The sequence below is a fragment of the Delftia sp. WSY_22 genome, assembly GCF_043104185.1.
Taxonomy (GTDB): Bacteria; Pseudomonadota; Gammaproteobacteria; order Burkholderiales; family Burkholderiaceae_C; genus Comamonas; species Comamonas tsuruhatensis.
The window spans coordinates 819522-838235 of the sequence record NZ_JBICKN010000006.1; the positions used below are offsets into that span (position 1 = coordinate 819522).

14 protein-coding genes are annotated in these 18714 nt (G+C 68.2%); 6 read left to right on the forward strand and 8 right to left on the reverse strand.

Annotated features, from left to right (window positions below; genetic code table 11):
- Window positions 1-9 precede the first annotated feature (9 nt).
- Window positions 10-870, reverse strand: coding sequence for a fumarylacetoacetate hydrolase family protein (locus tag ACF8NF_RS04325; RefSeq protein ID WP_392450110.1), 861 nt, complete (start codon window positions 868-870; stop codon window positions 10-12).
- Between the two features lie 155 nt (window positions 871-1025).
- Between ACF8NF_RS04325 and ACF8NF_RS04330 the strand changes: the two genes are divergently transcribed.
- Window positions 1026-1970 (forward strand): LysR family transcriptional regulator, encoded by a 945-nt coding sequence (locus ACF8NF_RS04330; protein WP_017406769.1) that lies wholly within the window; start codon window positions 1026-1028, stop codon window positions 1968-1970.
- Between the two features lie 86 nt (window positions 1971-2056).
- On the opposite strand, the gene ACF8NF_RS04335 is transcribed toward ACF8NF_RS04330, so the two are convergent.
- Window positions 2057-2452, reverse strand: coding sequence for a RidA family protein (locus ACF8NF_RS04335; protein ID WP_016445482.1), 396 nt, complete (start codon window positions 2450-2452; stop codon window positions 2057-2059).
- A gap of 156 nt (window positions 2453-2608) precedes the next feature.
- On the opposite strand from ACF8NF_RS04335, the gene ACF8NF_RS04340 reads away from it, so the two are divergent.
- Window positions 2609-3499 (forward strand): LysR substrate-binding domain-containing protein, encoded by an 891-nt coding sequence (locus ACF8NF_RS04340; protein ID WP_392450112.1) that lies wholly within the window; start codon window positions 2609-2611, stop codon window positions 3497-3499.
- A 17-nt stretch (window positions 3500-3516) separates the two neighbouring features.
- On the opposite strand, the gene ACF8NF_RS04345 is transcribed toward ACF8NF_RS04340, so the two are convergent.
- Together ACF8NF_RS04345 and ACF8NF_RS04350 are read right to left on the reverse strand one after the other, a co-directional pair.
- On the reverse strand, window positions 3517-4488 hold the full coding sequence (locus ACF8NF_RS04345) for a glyoxylate/hydroxypyruvate reductase A (RefSeq protein WP_272206545.1): 972 nt from the start codon (window positions 4486-4488) through the stop codon (window positions 3517-3519).
- A complete protein-coding gene (locus ACF8NF_RS04350; protein ID WP_012207434.1) occupies window positions 4485-4898 on the reverse strand; it encodes a VOC family protein in 414 nt (137 codons plus the stop codon). The genes ACF8NF_RS04345 and ACF8NF_RS04350 overlap by 4 nt, the downstream gene beginning before the upstream one ends.
- A 131-nt stretch (window positions 4899-5029) precedes the next feature.
- On the opposite strand from ACF8NF_RS04350, the gene ACF8NF_RS04355 reads away from it, so the two are divergent.
- Window positions 5030-5884, forward strand: a complete 855-nt coding sequence (locus ACF8NF_RS04355) for a LysR substrate-binding domain-containing protein (RefSeq protein ID WP_392450114.1) — start codon at window positions 5030-5032, stop codon at window positions 5882-5884.
- Window positions 5885-5900: 16 nt separating this feature from the next.
- Here the strand turns inward: ACF8NF_RS04355 and ACF8NF_RS04360 are convergent, their stop codons facing one another.
- Window positions 5901-6905, reverse strand: a complete 1005-nt coding sequence (locus tag ACF8NF_RS04360) for a tripartite tricarboxylate transporter substrate binding protein (protein ID WP_046240062.1) — start codon at window positions 6903-6905, stop codon at window positions 5901-5903.
- A gap of 50 nt (window positions 6906-6955) precedes the next feature.
- A complete protein-coding gene (locus ACF8NF_RS04365; protein ID WP_016450904.1) occupies window positions 6956-8143 on the reverse strand; it encodes a M20 family metallopeptidase in 1188 nt (395 codons plus the stop codon).
- Window positions 8144-8213: 70 nt separating this feature from the next.
- Between ACF8NF_RS04365 and ACF8NF_RS04370 the strand changes: the two genes are divergently transcribed.
- Window positions 8214-8978: an IclR family transcriptional regulator gene (locus ACF8NF_RS04370; RefSeq protein WP_392450116.1), complete on the forward strand. Its 765-nt coding sequence runs from the start codon at window positions 8214-8216 to the stop codon at window positions 8976-8978.
- Window positions 8979-9083: 105 nt separating this feature from the next.
- On the opposite strand, the gene ACF8NF_RS04375 is transcribed toward ACF8NF_RS04370, so the two are convergent.
- Window positions 9084-12914 carry a hypothetical protein gene (locus tag ACF8NF_RS04375; RefSeq protein ID WP_392450117.1) on the reverse strand — a complete coding sequence of 1277 codons (3831 nt, stop codon included), beginning with the start codon at window positions 12912-12914 and terminating at the stop codon, window positions 9084-9086.
- A 531-nt stretch (window positions 12915-13445) separates the two neighbouring features.
- Between ACF8NF_RS04375 and ACF8NF_RS04380 the strand changes: the two genes are divergently transcribed.
- Entirely contained in the window at window positions 13446-14864 is a 1419-nt protein-coding gene (locus tag ACF8NF_RS04380; RefSeq protein ID WP_392450118.1) for an RtcB family protein, read from the forward strand.
- A gap of 15 nt (window positions 14865-14879) precedes the next feature.
- On the opposite strand, the gene ACF8NF_RS04385 is transcribed toward ACF8NF_RS04380, so the two are convergent.
- Complete coding sequence (locus ACF8NF_RS04385) at window positions 14880-16841, reverse strand: sigma-54-dependent Fis family transcriptional regulator (protein WP_392450119.1); 1962 nt, start codon at window positions 16839-16841, stop codon at window positions 14880-14882.
- A gap of 322 nt (window positions 16842-17163) precedes the next feature.
- Here ACF8NF_RS04385 and ACF8NF_RS04390 point away from each other — a divergent pair, with 322 nt between their 5' ends.
- Complete coding sequence (locus ACF8NF_RS04390) at window positions 17164-18687, forward strand: aldehyde dehydrogenase family protein (RefSeq protein ID WP_012207447.1); 1524 nt, start codon at window positions 17164-17166, stop codon at window positions 18685-18687.
- The last annotated feature ends 27 nt before the right edge of the window (window positions 18688-18714 follow it).

An 18714-nucleotide genomic window follows, 5' to 3' on the forward strand; every position in this document is an offset into this window, starting at 1 on the left:
TCTCCGGAGTCAGACGGCAGCGCTATCAGTGCCGATACGGTTGCGCAGCACGCCCAGGCCCGTGATCTCGACCTCGACCACATCGCCATGCTTCATGTACAGAGGCGGCTCGCGGCGGTCGCCCACGCCGCCCGGCGTGCCCGTGGCGATCACGTCGCCGGGCGACAGCGGCGTGAAGCGCGACACATAGGCCACGATGGTGGGGATGTCGAAGATCAGGTCGCCCAGGCTGGCCTGCTGCATCACGCTGCCGTTCAGGCGGGTCTGCAGCGCCAGGCTGCGCACGTCGGCCACCTCGTCGCGCGTGACCAGCCAGGGGCCGAAGGGCGCCGTGCCGGGAAAGTTCTTGCCGGGCGTGAACTGGTGCGTATGGCGCTGCCAGTCGCGCACGCTCACATCGTTGAAGCAGGCATAGCCGGCGATGTGGTCGAAGGCATCTTCCTTTGCAATGTGGCGCCCGCCCCGGCCGATGACGAAGGCCAGCTCGCCCTCCCAGTCGAAACGCTCCGAGAAGGCCGGGCGCAGCAGCTCGTCGCCATCGGCGGCCAGGCTGTCGTTGAAGCGCAGGAACAGCGACGGGTGCTCGCTGTCGGCGCGCCGCGTCTCGGCCACATGGGTCTTGTAGTTCAGGCCCACGCAGATGAGCTTGCCGGGGTTGGGGATGACGGGCAGCGCCTGGGTCTGCGCCGCATCGACGGGCACGGCGCCGGCCTGCAGGGCCTGCTTCAGCTCGCCCAGCGCCTGTGCGCGCAGCACGGACAGCAGGTCGGGATGGCGGGCGAGAAAGTCGGCGGGCGGCAGCAGGAAGCGCTCGGCCAGAACCTGCCCGTAGCGGGGCTGTCCGGCATGGATGAAGCTGGCGAGTTTCAACGGATTTTCCTTAGGTTCGGTGTCTGGAAAACCTGCCACGGCAAGGCCGCTGGCAAGGCATGACTGCACTGTAGAAATCCCGTTGATATCTGAATAGATAGAATTTCAGGCTTTCAGAATTGCCTCATCAGGCATACCTCAACCGGGTAACCACCATGCACCTGCCCAGCGTCAAGCTCTTCCTCGAGGTCTCCGAAGCCGGCAGCATCAGCAAGGTCGCGGCACGGCGGCACACCGTGCAGTCGCACATCAGCCGGCAGATCAGCGAATTCGAAGCGTCTCTGGGCGGCCCCTTGCTGCGGCGCACGGGCAGGGGCGTCACGCTGACGCCGCTGGGGGCGCGGGCCGCGCTGCGGCTGCGCAGCTGGCTGCAGGAAACCGAGCAATTGCAGGAAACGCTGCGTGCGGACGCAGGCCAGCTATGGGGCGAGGTGCGGCTGGGCATCGTGCCCTCGGCCGCGCACCCGCTGATGACGCATGTGTTCGACTGGCTGCAGCGCGAGCACCCCGGCATACGCCTGAACATCACCGAGGCCCAGGGCACGGAGCTCGACGCGCTGCTGGACAGCGGCGCAGTGGACCTGGCCATCCTCTTTCGCTTCGCGCGCCCGGCCGGCGGCGACGAGCGGCTGCTGAGCACCGCGCACAGCTATCTGGTGTCGCGCCCTGGCGATCCCTTGACCCTGGCGCCCACCACGGAGTTCGCCGCGCTCGACGGCCTGCAACTGGTGCTGCCGCGACGCCCCAGCCATTGGCGCGATGCGCTCGATGAGGCCGCGCACAGCCACGGCTTTCGGCTCGCGGCGGCGGCCGAGGCCGACTCGCTGACCGTGCAAAAGGAACTCGTGGCCCATGCGACCGGCCTCTACTCGGTGATCGGCCCGTACTCCATCGATGCCGAACTGCGCCAGGGCCGGCTGCAGGCCAGCCGCCTGGTCAACCCCGGCCTGGTGCGCCATGTGACGCTGGCCCTGCCCCGGCACGGCAAGCTCACCCAGGCCTGCCGCGTGGTGGGCGATGCCATCGAGGCATTGACGCAGGCATGGGGACAGCAGCTGTCGCCGGGGCCGCTGAGCACCTCGGGACTGCTCGGCGGTTGAAGGGATCAGATATCGGCCCCATCGGCTCCAGTCGTCGGCCATGCACGCCGTGGCCAGGCCATCGGAACAGAACGGCCGCAACCATGTCAGCGGGCCTGCCCATCACGCACGGCTGCAATGGCTTCGATCTCGATCATGGCCGCCGGGTCGTACAGCGCCTGGATCTGGGCAATCGTGTCGGCCGGATAGGGGGCGCCGAAGAACTCGCGGCGCAGGGCGACCACCTCGTCGAAGTGGCCCATGTCGGTGACGAAGATGGTGACCTTGATCACGTCCTTCAGGCTGGAGCCGCCCGCCTCCAGCGCGCGGCGCAGATTGGCAAACGCCTGCCGGCCCTGGGCCAGGAAGCCGCCCGGCACGATGCGGCCATCGTCTCCGGCGCCGGCCTGGCCGGAGATGAACAGCAGCTCGCCAAAGCGAATGCCTTGCGACAGCAAAAACGGCTCGTAGGGGTCGGGTTGTGTGGTGACACGGTGCAGCATGGTTTCATTTCCTTCATCCATCCCCGGCAGGATCGCGCTTGGGGAATGGGTGGACGATAGGGAAGCCGGATGATTGCGACAAAGGTTCATTTGTCAGGCATAAGATGAGTTTTCCTCACCCCATTCCTCACCCGCCCCTTGCGTCCTCCAGCCCTCATGCAACGCAACCAGCTGCCGCTTTCCGCACTGCGCGCCTTCGAGGCCGCCGCCCGCCTGGGCAGCTTCAAGCAGGCCGCCGACGACCTGGCCGTGACCCCCACGGCCATCAGCCACCAGATCCGCGCGCTGGAGGAACAGCTGGGCCTGGCGCTGTTCGATCGCCAGGTACGCAAGGTGGTGCTGACCGAGGCCGGCGCCCAGCTCTATCCGGTGCTGCGCGACGGTTTCGACGCCTTTGCCGCCACGCTGGAGCGCCTGCTGCAAAAGCGCCTGCGCGCCCAGGTCAGCATCTCGGCCACCAATGCGTTCACCGTGAAATGGCTGGTGCCGCGCATGGCCAGCTTCCGCGCGCTGCACCCTGAGGTGGACCTGCAACTGCAGGCCTCGGACGATGTGGTGGACCTGCGCTCCCATGCCGTCGATATCGCCGTGCGCTACGGGCGCGGCCCCTATCCGGGCCTGGTGGCCGAGCCCCTGTTCAGCGACCGCTTTGCGCCCGTGGCCAATCCCCGGCTGGGCGTGCTGGGTCCGGCCGACCTGGCCCGCCTGCCGCTGATCCGCTTTGACTGGAAGACGGCGCACGCCAGCAATCCCACCTGGGAGCGCTGGTTTGACGAGGCAGGCCTGGTCTGGAATTCACCGGCGGGGCAACTGCGCTTTTCCGACGAGGGCCATGCCATCCAGGCGGCCATTGCCGGTCATGGCATTGCCCTGGTGAGCCTGGCCCTGGTGGCCGAAGACATTGCGGCCGGCCACCTGCTGCAGCCCTTCGGCCCCTCGATCACCGGCCATACCTACCATCTGGCCGTGGGCGAGCAACGGAAGCCGGGTCCCCATGTGCGCGCCGTCATGGACTGGCTCAGAAGCCAGTCCATGGCCTTGCCGTAGCCGAACCGCAGCCGCCCTCAGTAGCCCCGTGCCGCGTCCACCGCCTGCGGCAGCTCGCCGCTGGCGCGCCAGCGCCGGATGTTACCCGCCACGATGGCCGATGCCGTCGCGCGGTCCGTGGGTGCCGAGATGTGGGGCAGAACGGTCACGGCAGGGTGCGCCCATTGCCAGGACGATTCTGGCAGGGGCTCCTGGTCGAACACGTCCAGCACGGCATGGGCCAGACGGCCGCCGTCCAGGGCGGTGCGCAGCGCGGCATCGTCCACGATGGGGCCGCGCGCAAAGTTGATCAGCGAGGCATGGGCAGGCAGCGCGGCCAGCGCCTGCGCGCCGACGATGCCGCGCGTCTGCGGCGTGAGCGGCAGCAGGCATACGAGGATGTCGGTCTGCGCCAGCATGGCGGGCAGCTCGGCATCACCCGCATGGCATTGCACGCCGTCCATCTGCCTGGGCGTGCGGCTCCAGCCGCGCACCTGGAAGCCGGCCGACAGCAGCCGCTGCGCGGCGGCCTTGCCCAGTGCGCCCAGGCCCAGCAGCGATACCGTCCTGTCCTGCGCGCGCACGCCGTCATGCGCCAGCCATTGGCGCGCGGCCTGCTGCCGGGCATAGCGCGGCATGTCGCGGTGCAGGTACAGGGTCCAGGCCAGCACGGCCTCGGCCATGGTGGCGGCCAGTTGCGGGTCCACCAGGCGGACGATGCGCAGGTCGGTATCGCCCAGGTCGGCCACCAGGCGCTCCACGCCGGCCCAGACGCTGTGCACCCATTGCAGGCGCGGCAGCGTGCGCAGGTCAGCGGGCTGGGGGTTGGCGACGATGGCGACCTCGCAGGCCGCGCGCTGGTCGGCATCCAGCGTATCGAGCGCCACCACGCGCTCCTCGGGCAGGGCCGCCTGCAGGGCCTGCAGCCAGGCCTGGGCGGCCGGATAGCCGGGTGCGCAGACGAAAGGAAGCGGGGGGAGCGAGGCGCGAGGAGACAGCGAGCCGCTCATTTGGCGAAGACCTTGTCCAGGTCGGCGAAGCCCTTGACCTCGATGGGATTGCCGCTGGGGTCGCGGAAGAACATGGTGGCCTGCTCGCCGGGCTCGCCCTCGAAGCGGATGCCGGGCTGCAGCACGAAGTCCACCACGCCGCCGGACAGCCGCGCGGCCAGGGCCTTCCAGTCGTCCATGGCCATCACCAGGCCCAGGTGGGGCATGGGCACCATGTGGTCGCCCACGCGGCCGGTGTTCGTGACCGGGAAGGGCTCGCCCAGGTGCAGCGAGATCTGGTGGCCGAAGAAGTCGAAGTCCACCCAGGTCTCGGTGCTGCGGCCTTCCTGGCAGCCGAGCAGCGTGCCGTAGAAGGCGCGCGCTTCGTCCAGATCGCGGACATGGTAGGCAAGGTGGAAGCTGGTGCGCATGGCTGATCCTTTGGTTGTGCTTGTGGTGCAGGCAGGTTCGCAGGCCGTGGCCTGCCGTGGGTGGCGCGAGCCTAGCAGAGGCTTTTCAAAAGTGATAGCGTTGATTTCTTTGCAATCCCCAAGGAAATCTTTTGGAGACCCGCTATCTCAAGAGCCTGATCGCCGTGGTGGACAGCGGCTCCATCGCCGATGCGGCGCGCGCCGAGCACCTGACCGCCGCCGCCGTGGGCCAGCGCGTGCAGGCGCTGGAGCGCGAACTGGGCTTTGCCCTGCTTTCGCGCAGCGGCCATGCGGCCCGCCCCACCCAGGCCTGCCTGGCCCTGCTGCCGCGCGCGCGGCGCCTGGTGCGCGAGGCCGCGCTGCTGGGCAGCGATGCCAGCGCCGATGGCCTGGCCGGCACGCTGCGCATCGGCGCCATCTCGACCGCGCTCACCGGCATGCTGCCGGCCGCGCTGCGCAAGCTCACGCAGGCGGCGCCACAGTGCCGGCCCGTCATCGTGCCGGGTACCTCGCGCGCGCTGTTCCAGATGCTGCAGGCCGGCGAGCTCGATGCCGCCGTCATCGTGGCGCCCCCTTTTGAACTGCCCAAGGCGCTGCGCAGCGTGCAGCTGCGCCGCGAGCCGCTGGTGCTGCTGGCCCCGCCCCAGGCACGCGGCCGGCCTGCCGCGCTGCTGCGCAGCCTGCCCTACATACGCTACGACCCCGATGCCTGGGGAGGCCGCCATGCGGCCGACTGGCTGGCCGACCAGGGGCTGGAGCCTGCGGTGCTGTGCGACCTGGACGCGCTGGAGGCCATTGCCATGCTGGCCGCCGACGGCATGGGCGTGGGCCTGGTGCCGCACTGGACAGGCCTGGAGCGCTTCATGGGCGACTGCCGAATGCTGCCCATTGCGGGCGCCGCCTATGAGCGCGCCATCTGGCTGGTGACCAGCGCCGATCCCGACCTGCCGCGCATGGCCGAGCTGCTGGAGGGCGCACTCGCGTAGGTTGCGGCTTCCGTTCTCAATCCGCCTGCACGTAGCCCGTGACGCGGATCATCTCGCGGTACTTGGCGATCTCGCGAGAATAGGCGGCCGCCGCATCGTCCAGGCCCATGGGCTTGGCGACATCACGGCCGTCGGCCTCCAGCTTGGCGATGACCTGCGGGTCCAGCAGGGCCTGGCCGATGGCCTGGTTCAGGCGCTGCTTGACGTCCTGCGGCGTGCCGCGCTTGACGAAGTAGCCCGCCAGGCTGGCGTACTCGAAATCGCGCAGCGCCGGCACTTCGGTGATGCTGGGCACGGCCGACAGCACGGCAGGCCGGTTGCGCGACAGCACGGCCAGCGCCCGGAAGCGGCCGGTGCGGATCATCTCCAGCATGGACGCCTGGAACGGCATGATGCTGAAGTCGATCTGGCCGCCGGCCAGGTCCTGGATCACGGGCGCCGTGCCCGCATAGGGCGCGTGCGTGAACGGCACCTTCACCACCTTGCCCATGTACTCGGTGATCAGGTGGTAGAGCGAGCCCACGCCCACCGAGCCATAGGTGAGCGAATTGCTTTCGTTGCGCGAGCGCGCCAGCGCCAGGAACTCTTGCATGTCCCGGGCCGGCAGGCCCGAGCGCACCAGCAGCACCAGGTGGGTGACGGTGATGTACTGCAGGTTCTCGAACGCATCGGGCTGGTAGCGCACGGCCTTGTTGGTGAGCGGCGGCAGGATGAGTTCGTTCTGCGTGCCTTGGAAGAACATGCTGCCGTCGGCCCTGGCGCCCAGCACTTTGGATGCAGCAATCGTCCCCGTGGCGCCGCCCAGGTTTTCCACGATCACCTTGGCCGCCAGTCCCTCGCCTATGGGCTTGCTCAAAATGCGGGCGCTGACGTCGCTGGGCCCGCCTGCCGGGTAGGGCACCATCAGGCTGACCGGGCCGGGCGCCGAGGCCGCGGCAGGCTGCAGCAGCAGGGGCGCCAGCGGCAGGCCGGCGGCGATTTTCAGGAGCGAGCGGCGTGTGGGCAAGGCAAGTGGATTCATGAAAGTGCACCAGGCAGTGGCTTGAGGGGAAGGCGGGAATCAGGCGCGCCCTACCACCGGGCGTGGGGCAGGCGCGCAATGGTGTGGAGCACCGCCAGGCCGCGCGGGACGATGGTGTCCACCTCGCAGTACTCGTCGGTGGTGTGGAACTTGCCGCCCACGGGGCCGGTGCCGCACAGCGTGATGGCGCCCAGGCTGGAGGTCACGCCCGAGTCCGCGCAGCCGCCGCTGAACTCGCCCTCGGCCTTGTGGCCCAGCGCGCCCAGCTCGGCCTGGTACAGCTCGAACAATTGCTGCGACTGTGGCGTGGGAACGAAGGGGCGGAACTCGCCGGTGATGTTCAGCGTGGAGCGCGTGCCCTGGATGAAGGACTTGTCGCAGATGCAGCGGATGCGGCCCACCAGGGACTCGCGCTGGTCCAGGTCGAAGATGCGCAGGTCGATGGCCGCCTTGGCCGACGGCGCCGACGTGTTCACCGACAGGCCGCCCGACACCAGGCCCACGTTGACGGTGACGCCCTTGTCCAGGTCGGTGAGCGCGTCCAGCGCCACCACCTTGTGCGCCAGCTCCGAGATGGCGCTGATGCCCTCGGCGAAGTTGGCGCCCGAGTGCGCCGCCTTGCCCTCGATCTCCACGCCGAAGAACACGCCGCCCTTGCGGCCCGTGACCACGTTGCCCGAAGGCCGGCCCGGCTCCGCATTGAAGACAAAGCCCGCCTTGCGCGCAAAGGGCTCGATGACGGACTTGCTCAGGGGCGAGCCGATTTCCTCGTCGCAGGTGAACAGGCCCGTGACCTCGGGCGCAGGCTCCGCACTGTGGGCCAGCGCAGCCAGCAGGAAGGCGTTCATGACGATGCCCGACTTCATGTCGGCCACGCCCGGGCCGTAGGCCCTGCCGCCTTCGATGCGAAACGGCCTGCGCGCGGCCTCGCCTTCAGGGAAGACCGTGTCGCAGTGCCCCATCAGCAGCACGGGCCTGCCCACGGTGCTGCCCGCGTTCACGGTGACCGAGATCGCGGCCTCCACGCCATCGACGAAATGCGGGCTGACCTGCAGCCCCTGGCCCAGGAAGAAGGCCTCCAGGCGCCGGAACACGCGCGCCACGCCGGGCTTGTCGAAACTGCCCGAGTCGATGTTGACGATGTCCGCCAGCAGCGAAAGCATGTTCTCCCGCTGGCCCTTGATCCACTCCGACGCGCCGACCGCCCGGTCCGCACTGACAATGGCTTGCTGTGGCATCCGCTGCCTCCGTATTTTTCAATACTTGGTATTGTTATTTAATACCTCAGATTCACAATCAGGTAAAACGATGATCGAAAACGCGTTGTATGTGGGTTCCGTGGGCAAGGCATTCCGCGTGCTGGACTGCTTCAAGTGCGCGGCGGGCGACCTGAGCCTCACGGAAATCATGGAGCGCAGCGGCCTGGACAAGAGCGCCGCCCAGCGCTACGCCTACACCCTCAGCGCCGAGGGCTACCTGCAGCAAAACAGCCAGACCCGCCGCTACCGGCTGGGCCCGGGCGTGCTGGACCTGACCTTCCACTTCCTGCGCACCCATGCGCTGGCGGAGGCGCTCAACCCCCTGCTGCTGCAGCTGTCCAAGGACACGGAACAGAAGATCAGCCTGTCGCTGCGCGACGGCGACTGGCTGGTGCATGTGCTGCGCCACCAGACCAGCACCGAGCACTACCATGCCTCCCTGGTCGGGCGGCGCGTGCCCCTGCAATGCACGGCAGGCGGGCGCGCCGTGATGGCACGGCTGGACGAGGCGCAGGTGGAGCAGCTGCTGGCCCCCGGCCGCCTGGTGGCCAGCACGCCCCGGACGCTGACCACCGCCAAGGCCGTCCAGGCGGAACTGAAGAAGGTGCGCGAGCGCGGCTACGCCATGGTGGTCGATGAATTCATCATGGGCGAGGTCGCGCTGGCTGCCGCCGTGGTCGATGCCGACGGCGTGCCGCTGGGCGCCCTGCACCTGAGCGGATCGTCAAGCCAGTGGAGCGGCGCCGACTACGCGAAGAAGTTCTCGCCCCTGCTGCTCAACGCCATCGCCCAGTACGAGCGGCGCAACGCCTGAGGCCGCAAAGATGCGCTGTAAGGGGCGCTGAAGGGACGCTGAAGGGACGCCTAAAAGTGCTCCCACAGGCGCGCCGACATGGCCCATGCCAGCGCGCTGCGGGCATCAGCCGCGCAGGCGCCGCTCTTGCAGCGCGGCCCCTGCGGCCAGCAGAACGCCCAGCAGGGCCAGCATCCAGGGCGAATCCACGGGGATGGAGGCCGGCGAGGGCGACGGGCCTATGGGCGTGGTGACGGTGCCGGTGCAGCCGGTCTCGCAGGAAGCGTCCCCGCCCCCCGTCACGTTGGCCGTGTTCACGAGCGTGGTGTTGCCTGCGGACGCCTTGGCCGTCACCGGGATGGTGAAGCTGGCCGACTGCCCCACAGCAAGGCCCGCCGGCACGATGCAGGCAACGCTCTGCCCGCTGGCCGTGCAGCCGGCAGGCATGGTACCCAGCGCCAGGCTGGTGGACAGCACGTCGCGCACCGTGGCGTGCGCCGTGGTGGCGGTCGTGCCGGTGTTGGTCACCGTGAAAACATAGTTGGCGGACTGCCCGGCCAGGAAATGGCCCGACGAGAAGGTCTTGGCGAGCGAGAGTTTGGGCGCGTTCACCGGCACCACCACCGTGGGGCTGTCGCAATTGGCCAGGCACAGCGGATCGCCGCCCCCCGTCACATGGGCCGTGTTGAGGATGGAGGAGCCCGCCGTGCCGGACCTGGGCACCACCGAAAGCGTGAAGGTCGCGGACGCGCCCACGCCCAGCCCCGCAGGCACCGTGCACAGGACGGTCTGGCCGGAGAACGCGCACCCGGCAGAGACGCCCGTCACCATCAGGCCCGACGCCATCTCGTCGCGCACCACGGCGTCCTGCGTGGTGGCCGTCGTGCCCACATTGCGCACCGTGATCACGTAGCTGGCGGCCTGCCCCTCGGCGAAGGCTCCGGCCGACGCCGTCTTGCTCACCTCCAACCTGGGTGACTCCACCGGCGTGGTCACGGTGCCACTGTCGCAACGGGCCACGCAGGAAGGGTCGCCACCGCCCGTCAGACTGGCCGTATTGGCCAGCGTGGTGTTGGCCGCTGCGGCCTGCGGCGTGACGGGGATCACCGCACTCCATTGCCCGCCCGTCGCCAGCCCGGCGGGCACGGTGCAGCTGAGCACCTGATCCATCACCGAGCACCCTGCCGGCAGGGTGCCCAGGGTCAGCGTGGAGGCGATCACATCGCGCACAAGGGTCGGCGCCGTGGTGGCCGCCGTACCTGTGTTCCTCACGGTGATGGTGTAGTAGGCCGCCTGCCCCACCACAAACACCGGGCTGGACGCCGTCTTCGCGATCTGCAGTTGCGGTGTGTTCACCGGCTCCACCACCTCGTTGCTGCTGCATCCGGATAAGCAGGACGGGTCGCCCCCGCCGTCAACGCGCGCCGTGTTAGAGATGGTGGTGTTGCCGGCGGTCGTCATGGGCGTCACGGGAATGGTGAAGCTCACCTGGCCGCCGGGAGCCAGGCCCGCCGCTATCGTGCAGGTGACCAACTGGCCCGCCGCCGTGCAAGGGCCCGGCAGCGTGCCGATGGTCAGCGTGGTGGAGATCACATCGGTGATGCGGGTCTCGGCAATGGTGTCCGCCATGCCCGTGTTCGTCACGGTCAGCACATAGCGCGCAGGCTGGCCGACGATGAAGGCATCGTCGGAAGCGCGCTTGACGATCCGCAGCCTGGAGGCGTTGACGGGCACCAGCACCTCGTTGCTGGTGCAGCCAGCCGCACAGGAAGGATCGCCGCCGCCACCGACCTGGGCCACGTTGGAGATCGCCGTGTTGGCCGCCGCCGGCTGGGGCGTCACCGAGATGGCAAAGCTCACCTGGCTGCTGGTCGCCATGCCCGCAGGAATTGTGCAGCTGACCAGCTGACCCGCGAACGAGCAGCCTGCAGACACGGAATTGATGAGCAGGTTGGCCGCCACCGTGTCGGTGACCGTGGCGGGCGCCGTGGTTGCCGCCGTACCCGTGTTGCGCACGGTGAGCACATAGCTGGCGTTCAGGCCCACGACGAAGGACTCCATGGAGGCCGACTTGGCAATGGCCAGCCTGGGCGCCTTCACGGGCACCTGGACTTGGCTGCTGCAGGCGCTGGGGCACAGCGGATCGCCGCCGCCCGTGGCCGTTGCGGTGTTGGTCAGCAGGATATTGGCCACGGTAGGCGTCACGGGAATGGCAAAGCTGACCTGGCTGTGGGTCGCCAGCCCTGCGGCAATGGTGCAGCTGACCGCCTGGCCGCTGCGCGTGCAGCCCGCCGGCAGGCTGCCGATGGTCAGGCTGCTGTCGAGCGTATCAGTCACCACGGTGGCCTGCGGCGTCGCACCCGTTCCCACGTTCTCGACAGTGATGGCATAGCTGGCCTGCAGGCCGACGATGAAGGAATCCATGGAAGCCGACTTGCCCACCTTGAGTCTGGGCTGGCCCACGACGGTGGTCTTGGCGCTGGTGCAGCTGGTGGTGACAGCGTCGCACTGCGGCCCGGGCGGCGACGGCGGCAAGGCCGAGGTCGCAGGTGGCGCGGGATGCGTTGCAGCGTAGTTGACGATGGAGCCCACAGCGGGCGCGTTGACCTGGATGCTGAAGGTCTGGCTCGCGCCGCCACCGGCCAGCGTGCCCGGCAGCGTGCAGGTGAGCAGGGCACCCGGCACATTGAGCGGCGCGCAAGCGACCGGTGCGGTGGAGGTCGTGGCCGCCACGCCCGGCGGCAGCTGGTCCTGCACCACGGGGTTGCTGATCGCGGCGGTGCCGCCCGTGCGGTAGTTGGTCAGCGTGAGTTGGTAGGCAAAGCCCTGGCCTACGAGGACTGAGTTCGGGCCTGACTTTTCCACCACGACCTGGCCCTGGCGCTGGTTCACGAATGTGCTGGAGTTGTTGGCCGGATTGGTGTCGTTGATGGTGATGGCGGCCGTGTTGGTGATGCTGTTCGTCCCCGATGCCGGCGTCACCTGGAAGCGGTAGACCAGGTAGTCGCCCGAGGTGGGCGGCACATGCGCCGCCCCGCCGCTGCTGTTCACCGGCAGCACGCCGGTCCTCATCGACAGTGCCCTGCCGTTGGCCGCCTGCGTCCCGCACACGGCGGCACCGGAGGAGATGCAGGCAATGGGCGATGTCAGGCTGACGTTGTCCGGCAGCAGGTCGGCGACGGTCACATTGCCGGCCGCGTTGGGTCCGTAGTTCCAGACCTTGAGCTCGTAGTCGAACGGCGTGGCATTGTCGAAGGTGTCCGGCCCAGTCTTGGAAATGCCGATGTCCGTATTGAAGTTGGCACAGCCGTCATAGGATGCCGGATCGCTGGGATCGCGCAGGTTGGCGGCGGGAATGATCTGTGCGGACTGCCCCGGCGGCGTCCAGCGCAGGCGCAGGTGGTTGAGCCCGCCCTGGTTGTTCCAGTGCACGCGCATGGCATAACAAGTGTTGTTCTGTGCCACCACGAAGCTGCCGGGAATGTTCTCGAACTGCGTATCGCCCGAGGTAAACGACCCCAATTGCCCCACAGGTACGTTGTAGTCGAAGGTTCTGTAATGCGCCGCGTTGGCCTTGGTGAAATTGGTGGAGAACTCCACCTTCACCTCATCATCGTGCGCAGCGGAAAATCCATAGGTTCCCGCCGTGGGAAATACAACCAGCGCATACACCACGCGGCCCTGCAGCCACTGCTGGCATGCGGCGGAAGACTGCCAGCCGCTGCCGGCCGCGCTGTTGCACAGCGTGGCACTGGCAATATTCCAATCGATATTCTGCGCAGTGCCTGAAGACGCGATGTTGGTGGTGGAGCTGGCAAAGCTCACCAGATTCTGCAGCTGTACCACCGAATTTCCACCGGAATAGTTCAGGTAGTTGGGAGCCGGCGATCCACCAGGCACCGAAACCTGTCCACGGAAATTGTCGAAGATGACCCCAGCCTGCACCGCGACGGGCATCAGCGCCGCCAGAGATAGTATGCCAATCAGTTTCCACCAATCGGGAGATGATTTTCCCTGGCGCCGGGAATAGGCAATTCCGAGATCCGAAACCATAAAGGCGCGCTCCCTCTTAAAAGGAATACATGGAGTACAGATGAAATGAATGGATTGACTTGACCACCGGGCCAATCAACCACATCATCCCGGACGCGCCGAAACAACTTGTAGGATGTTTTTGATTATTTAAATTACATCTTCTTTCAGATGCTGCGGATACCTTTGATTCAGTAGTCCGCGCATGGGTGTTTACGCGGATTTCCGGGCAGGATAGCAATCATTATTATTTTCTATTGAAATGAATACAAATTTATTAATAACCATCGACACTGCAGACGATTCGAAAATCTGCCGCTATACTGCGCCCCTTCTTTCTTGAACGAGCTGCTGCAGGAAAGACGTTTTCCGGGCCTTTGCCGCCCGGGTGTCTTTCATCGTCCGTACACCCACCGGACGCGGCGAGCGCCAACCAGGCCTCGCGGATCTGCAGCCATGAGCACTCCTCAACGACTCCAGCGTGCCTTTGCACGCACGGGCATCTCTCTCGACTATCGCGACGGCATCTACCACGTGCGCGATGGCCAGGCCGAGGCCCACATTCTTCTTCCCGACAGCCTTCCCCTGGAGGACAAGGCCGTTCGCCAGTTGCTGGCCTTTGCGGCCGTGCGCCGGCATGACGGCCAGGGCAGCCACGGCGCCGTCTGCCGTGCCTGCGCCACGCCCGACTTCCATCCGGGCACGGTGGCGCCCGTGGGCAGCGTGGTGGCCACGCCATCGGACTTCGTCATTCCGGCCGCCATCGGCACGGACATCAACTGCAGCGTGCGCCTGCTGACCACGGGCGCCCGGCTGGACCAGCTGGCGCCGCACAAGGGCCGGCTGGTGGAACTGCTGAGCGCCAGCCTGCTGGGCAGCGGGCGCGACGTGCCCGTGACCACGGCCGCCTTCCGCGCGCTGTTCGACCACGGGCCGGCCGCCTTTGTGGACCGGCTGAACGGCCAGGGCCTGTGGGGCCATGTCGACAGGGACCGCCTGCACCGCGAACTGGCCGCCTGCATCGGCCTGGACAGCTTCGCTGGCAGCGCCCGCCACGCGCCCCATGCCTATCTGCAGGAGCGCCATGCCGTGTTCCGCGACCCGTGCCTGGGCACGGTGGGATCGGGCAACCATTTCGTGGAACTGCAGGTGGTCGACGAGGTGCTGGACCGCCACGCGGCCTACCGCGCGGGCCTGCGCGCAGGCGACGTGGTGGTGATGATCCACAGCGGATCGCGCGACCTGGGCTTTTACGTGGGCCAGGCCTGGATGGACCGCGCCCGGGCCGAGTGGCCGCAAGGCGTGAAGCACCCGGCCAGCGGCCTGTACGGCCTGTCGGGTCCGCTGGCCGGCGAGTACCTGCAGGCCATGGGCGTGGCGGCGCGCTATGCCTGGGCCAACCGCGTGGTGCTGGCCGAGCTGGTGCGCAAGGACCTGGAGCAGATCGTGGGCGCAGCGGATTCGCGCCTGGTGGTCGATGTGCCGCACAACGTGGTCTTGCAGCAAGGCGGCATGAACATCCACCGCAAGGGCGCCACACCGGCCAACGTGGGCGACTTCGCGCTGATCCCGGGGTCCATGGGCGATGGCTCCTACCTGGTCACGGGCCTGGGCGCGGCCGACTGGCTCTGGTCCTGCAGTCATGGCGCGGGGCGGCGCATGCGCCGCCAGGCCGTGCGCGCGCTCCGGCCCGAAGCCCGTGCAGGCCATTCGGGCGAACAGGGCTGGCAATGCGTGACGCTGCGCGAGGAGCGCCGCATCGAGGAGGCGCCCGAAGCCTACAAGCCCATCGGCCCGGTCATCGAGTCGCAGGAGGCGGCCGGCCTGATCCACGCCGCCGTGAAGCTCAGGCCCTGGATCACCTTCAAGGCCTGAGCACCGGCAGGCGCCTCATTGCAGCCGCAAGCCGTCCGCCGCACGGTCCTGGGCCAGCTTGCGGTACAGCGTCTGGCGGCTGATGCCCAGCATGCGCGCGGCCTGGGTGACATTGCCCCGGCAGTTCTCCAGCGCCTGCCGCACGGCCGAGCGCGAGAGTTCATCCAGGCTTTGCGGCGCAGCGTCGAGCCGGGGGCCGCTGCGGGCGGTCTGCGCCAGCTCGGCCTGGAAGTCGTCTGGCAGATGCTGCCACTGCAGGCAGTCCTCATGGGGATCGAGCATGGCGCACGCCGTTCTCAGCACGCTGGCGCACTGGCGCAGATTGCCGGGCCAGCCATGGCCGGCCAGCTGCGCCAGCAGGGCCGGTGCCATGCGCAGCGGGCGCGCGGGTTCGATGTCGGCCAGCATGCGCGCGGCCAGCGCCTCGAAGTCGCCGCGCTCGCGCAGCGGAGGCAGCTCCACGGCCAGGCCGTTGATGCGGTAGTACAGGTCGGCACGAAAACGTCCCTGGTCGGCATCCTCGCGCAGCCTGCGGTTGGAGGCGCTGACCAGCGCGAAATCGACCGCAACGGGCGTGCCACCGCCCAGCGGCACCACCTGCCGCTCCTGCAGCACGCGCAGCAGCCGGGTCTGCAGCGACAGCGGCATGTCGCCGATCTCGTCCAGGAACAGGGTGCCGCCGTGCGCCTGGCGCAGCAGGCCCGCCTGTCCTTCGCGCCGCCCGCCCGTGAAGGCGCCCTGGCGGTAGCCGAACAGCTCGGCCTCGATCAGCGACTCGGGCATGGCCGCGCAGTTGATGGCCACGAAGGGGCCGTCGCGGCGCGGCCCGCTGTCGTGGGCCGCGCGCGCAAACCATTCCTTGCCCACGCCGGACTCGCCCTGGATGAGCAGCGCAATCGGCTTGCCCAGCACGCGCCGGGCCTTGTCGGCCGCCGCACGCCAGCGCGCATCGCCCGTGTCCAGCCGCGCCAGCGCATCGCGCGCCGGCTGCTGCGGCGCCTGTTGCCGTTGCTGTTGTTCTGCAACCCGCTCCACGACCGAGGACCGGACCGTGCGCCGGTCCGGCACCAGCTGGCCGAACAGCGCCGTGCCGTCATGGCGCCGCAGCGGCTGGGCCGCATCGGGCTGGCGGTGCTGGCGTGACAGCAGCTCCTGCAGGCTGGCGTCCAGCACCTGGTCCAGCGCCACGCTGCCCAGCTGCGCGTGCGACAGGCGCAGCAAGGCCAGAGCGGCGCGGTTGGCGCCCACCAGCCATCCGTCCGCGGAGATCAGCGCAATGCCTTCGGCCACCGTGCCAATGCCTTCGGGCCGCGCGTGCAGGTGCAGGCGGATGTGGCGCTGGCCGTCGCAGGCCATGAGGCGGTTTTCGATCATGCGGGCCGCCGTGCCGACCAGGCCCAGCGTGTGCGGGCTGCCCCGGCCATGTTCGCTGGAGATGTCCAGGATGCCCAGCAGCTGGCCCGTGCCCGACAGGATGGGCGCGGCCGCGCAGGTGAGAAAGCCGTTGCGCTCCAGGAAATGCTCGCCGCCCTGGATTTCGATGGAGTCCATCTCGGCCAGTGCCGTGCCGATGGCATTGGTGCCGCGCTGCGCCTCATGCCAGGACGCGCCGCTGGCCAGGGCCACGCGCTCGGCCTTGCCCAGAAAGAAGGGGTCGCCGCAGGTATCCACCAGGGTGCCGCAGGGGCCGGCCAGCACCACCACGCTCTGGCTGCCGCGCACTTGCTCGGACAGGTATTCCATGACGGGCCGTGAATGCGCCAGCAGCGCATGGTGGCGGCTGCGCAGCACGCCCAGCGCATGCTGCTCCAGGTTGTCGGCGGCGCCCAGGCGCCCGGTGGGACGCAGTCCCTGCTCGATGCAGCGCTGCCACGAGCGCGCCAGGCGCTCGTCCACCAGGCCGCTGGGGCAGCGGCCCGACTCCATCAGGCTGTGACGGGCCTGGCGCAAGGCCACAAGGGAGGCTCTCGATTGCATGCTGTCTCCTGCTCGGGCGTCATTGCGCCGCGTTGCGGGCCAGTATGCGGGGCCGGCGGGCACCGGGCAAGCCAAGTGGCGGGTCAGGCGCCCGACTGTTCCATTTCTGGACAGTTGTCCTGTTGCGCAACGTCACGGCACAGGGCGAACGCGCACGGGAATACCCGCAGCAGCCACGTCCCGCGCGCCTTTGCGGGCACCTGCCCTGCGGCCTGCGGGCTGGCACGGCTTTTGAATCATGTCTGCCGTCCGGCCATGGCCGGATATCCCGATCCACACCCGATCACAACAGACCCATAAGCATCCTCAGGAGACAAGCAGCATGACCGTCTACGCAGCACCCGGCGCCGCTGGCGCCAAGATCGCCTACAAGGCCCGCTACGACAACTTCATCGGCGGCAGGTTCGTACCTCCGGTCAAGGAGCAGTACTTCGACGTGGTCACCCCCATCAGCGGCAAGGTCTACACCCGCGCCGCGCGCTCCACGGCCGAGGACATCGAACTGGCGCTGGACGCCGCCCATGCCGCCAGCGACGCCTGGGGCCGCACCAGCGCGGCCGAGCGTGCGAACGTTCTGCTGAAGATCGCCGACCGCATCGAGGCCAACCTGGAGCTGCTCGCCTATGCCGAGACCGTGGACAACGGCAAGGCCATCCGCGAGACGCTGAATGCAGACATCCCGCTGACCGTGGACCATTTCCGCTATTTCGCGGGCTGCGTGCGCGCCCAGGAAGGCGCGCTCAGCCATATCGACGAGACCACGGTGGCCTATCACATCCAGGAGCCGCTGGGCGTGGTGGGCCAGATCATTCCCTGGAACTTCCCCATCCTCATGGCGGCCTGGAAGCTGGCGCCCGCGCTGGGCGCAGGCAACTGCGTGGTGCTCAAGCCGGCCGAGTCCACGCCCATCAGCATCCTGATCCTGGCCGAGCTCATTGCCGACCTGCTGCCGCCCGGCGTGCTCAACATCGTCAATGGCTTCGGCCGAGAGGCCGGCATGCCGCTGGCCACCAGCAAGCGCATCGCCAAGATCGCCTTCACGGGCTCCACCTCCACGGGCCGCGTGATCGCCCAGGCCGCCGCCAACAACCTGATCCCGGCCACGCTGGAGCTGGGCGGCAAGTCGCCCAACATCTTCTTCGCCGATGTGATGGACAAGGACGATGCCTTCCTCGACAAGGCCGTCGAAGGGCTGGTGCTGTTCGCCTTCAACCAGGGCGAGGTCTGCACCTGCCCCAGCCGCGCGCTGATCCACGAAAGCATCTACGACCGCTTCATGGAGCGCGTGCTCCAGCGCGTGGCCGCCATCCGGCATGCCAACCCGCTGGACACCGACAGCATGATGGGCGCGCAGGCGTCCAAGGAGCAGCTCACCAAGATCCTGTCGTACCTGGACCTGGGCAAGCAGGAGGGCGCCGAGGTGCTGGCCGGCGGCGGCCAGGCCCATCTGGGCGGCGACCTGGAAGGCGGCTACTACGTGCAGCCCACGCTGTTCAAGGGCCACAACAAGATGCGCATCTTCCAGGAGGAAATCTTCGGCCCCGTGCTGGCCGTGACCACCTTCAAGGACGAGGCCGAGGCCCTGGCCATTGCCAACGACACGCTCTACGGCCTGGGCGCGGGCGTGTGGAGCCGCAACGGCAACGTGGCCTACCGCATGGGCCGCGCCATCAAGGCCGGGCGCGTGTGGACCAACTGCTACCACGCCTATCCGGCGCACGCGGCCTTTGGAGGCTACAAGGAATCGGGCATCGGCCGCGAGACCCACAAGATGATGCTGGACCACTACCAGCAGACCAAGAACCTGCTGGTCAGCTACAGCGAGAACAAGCTGGGCTTCTTCTGAAGTTCTTCCCAGGTGAATGCGGCCGGC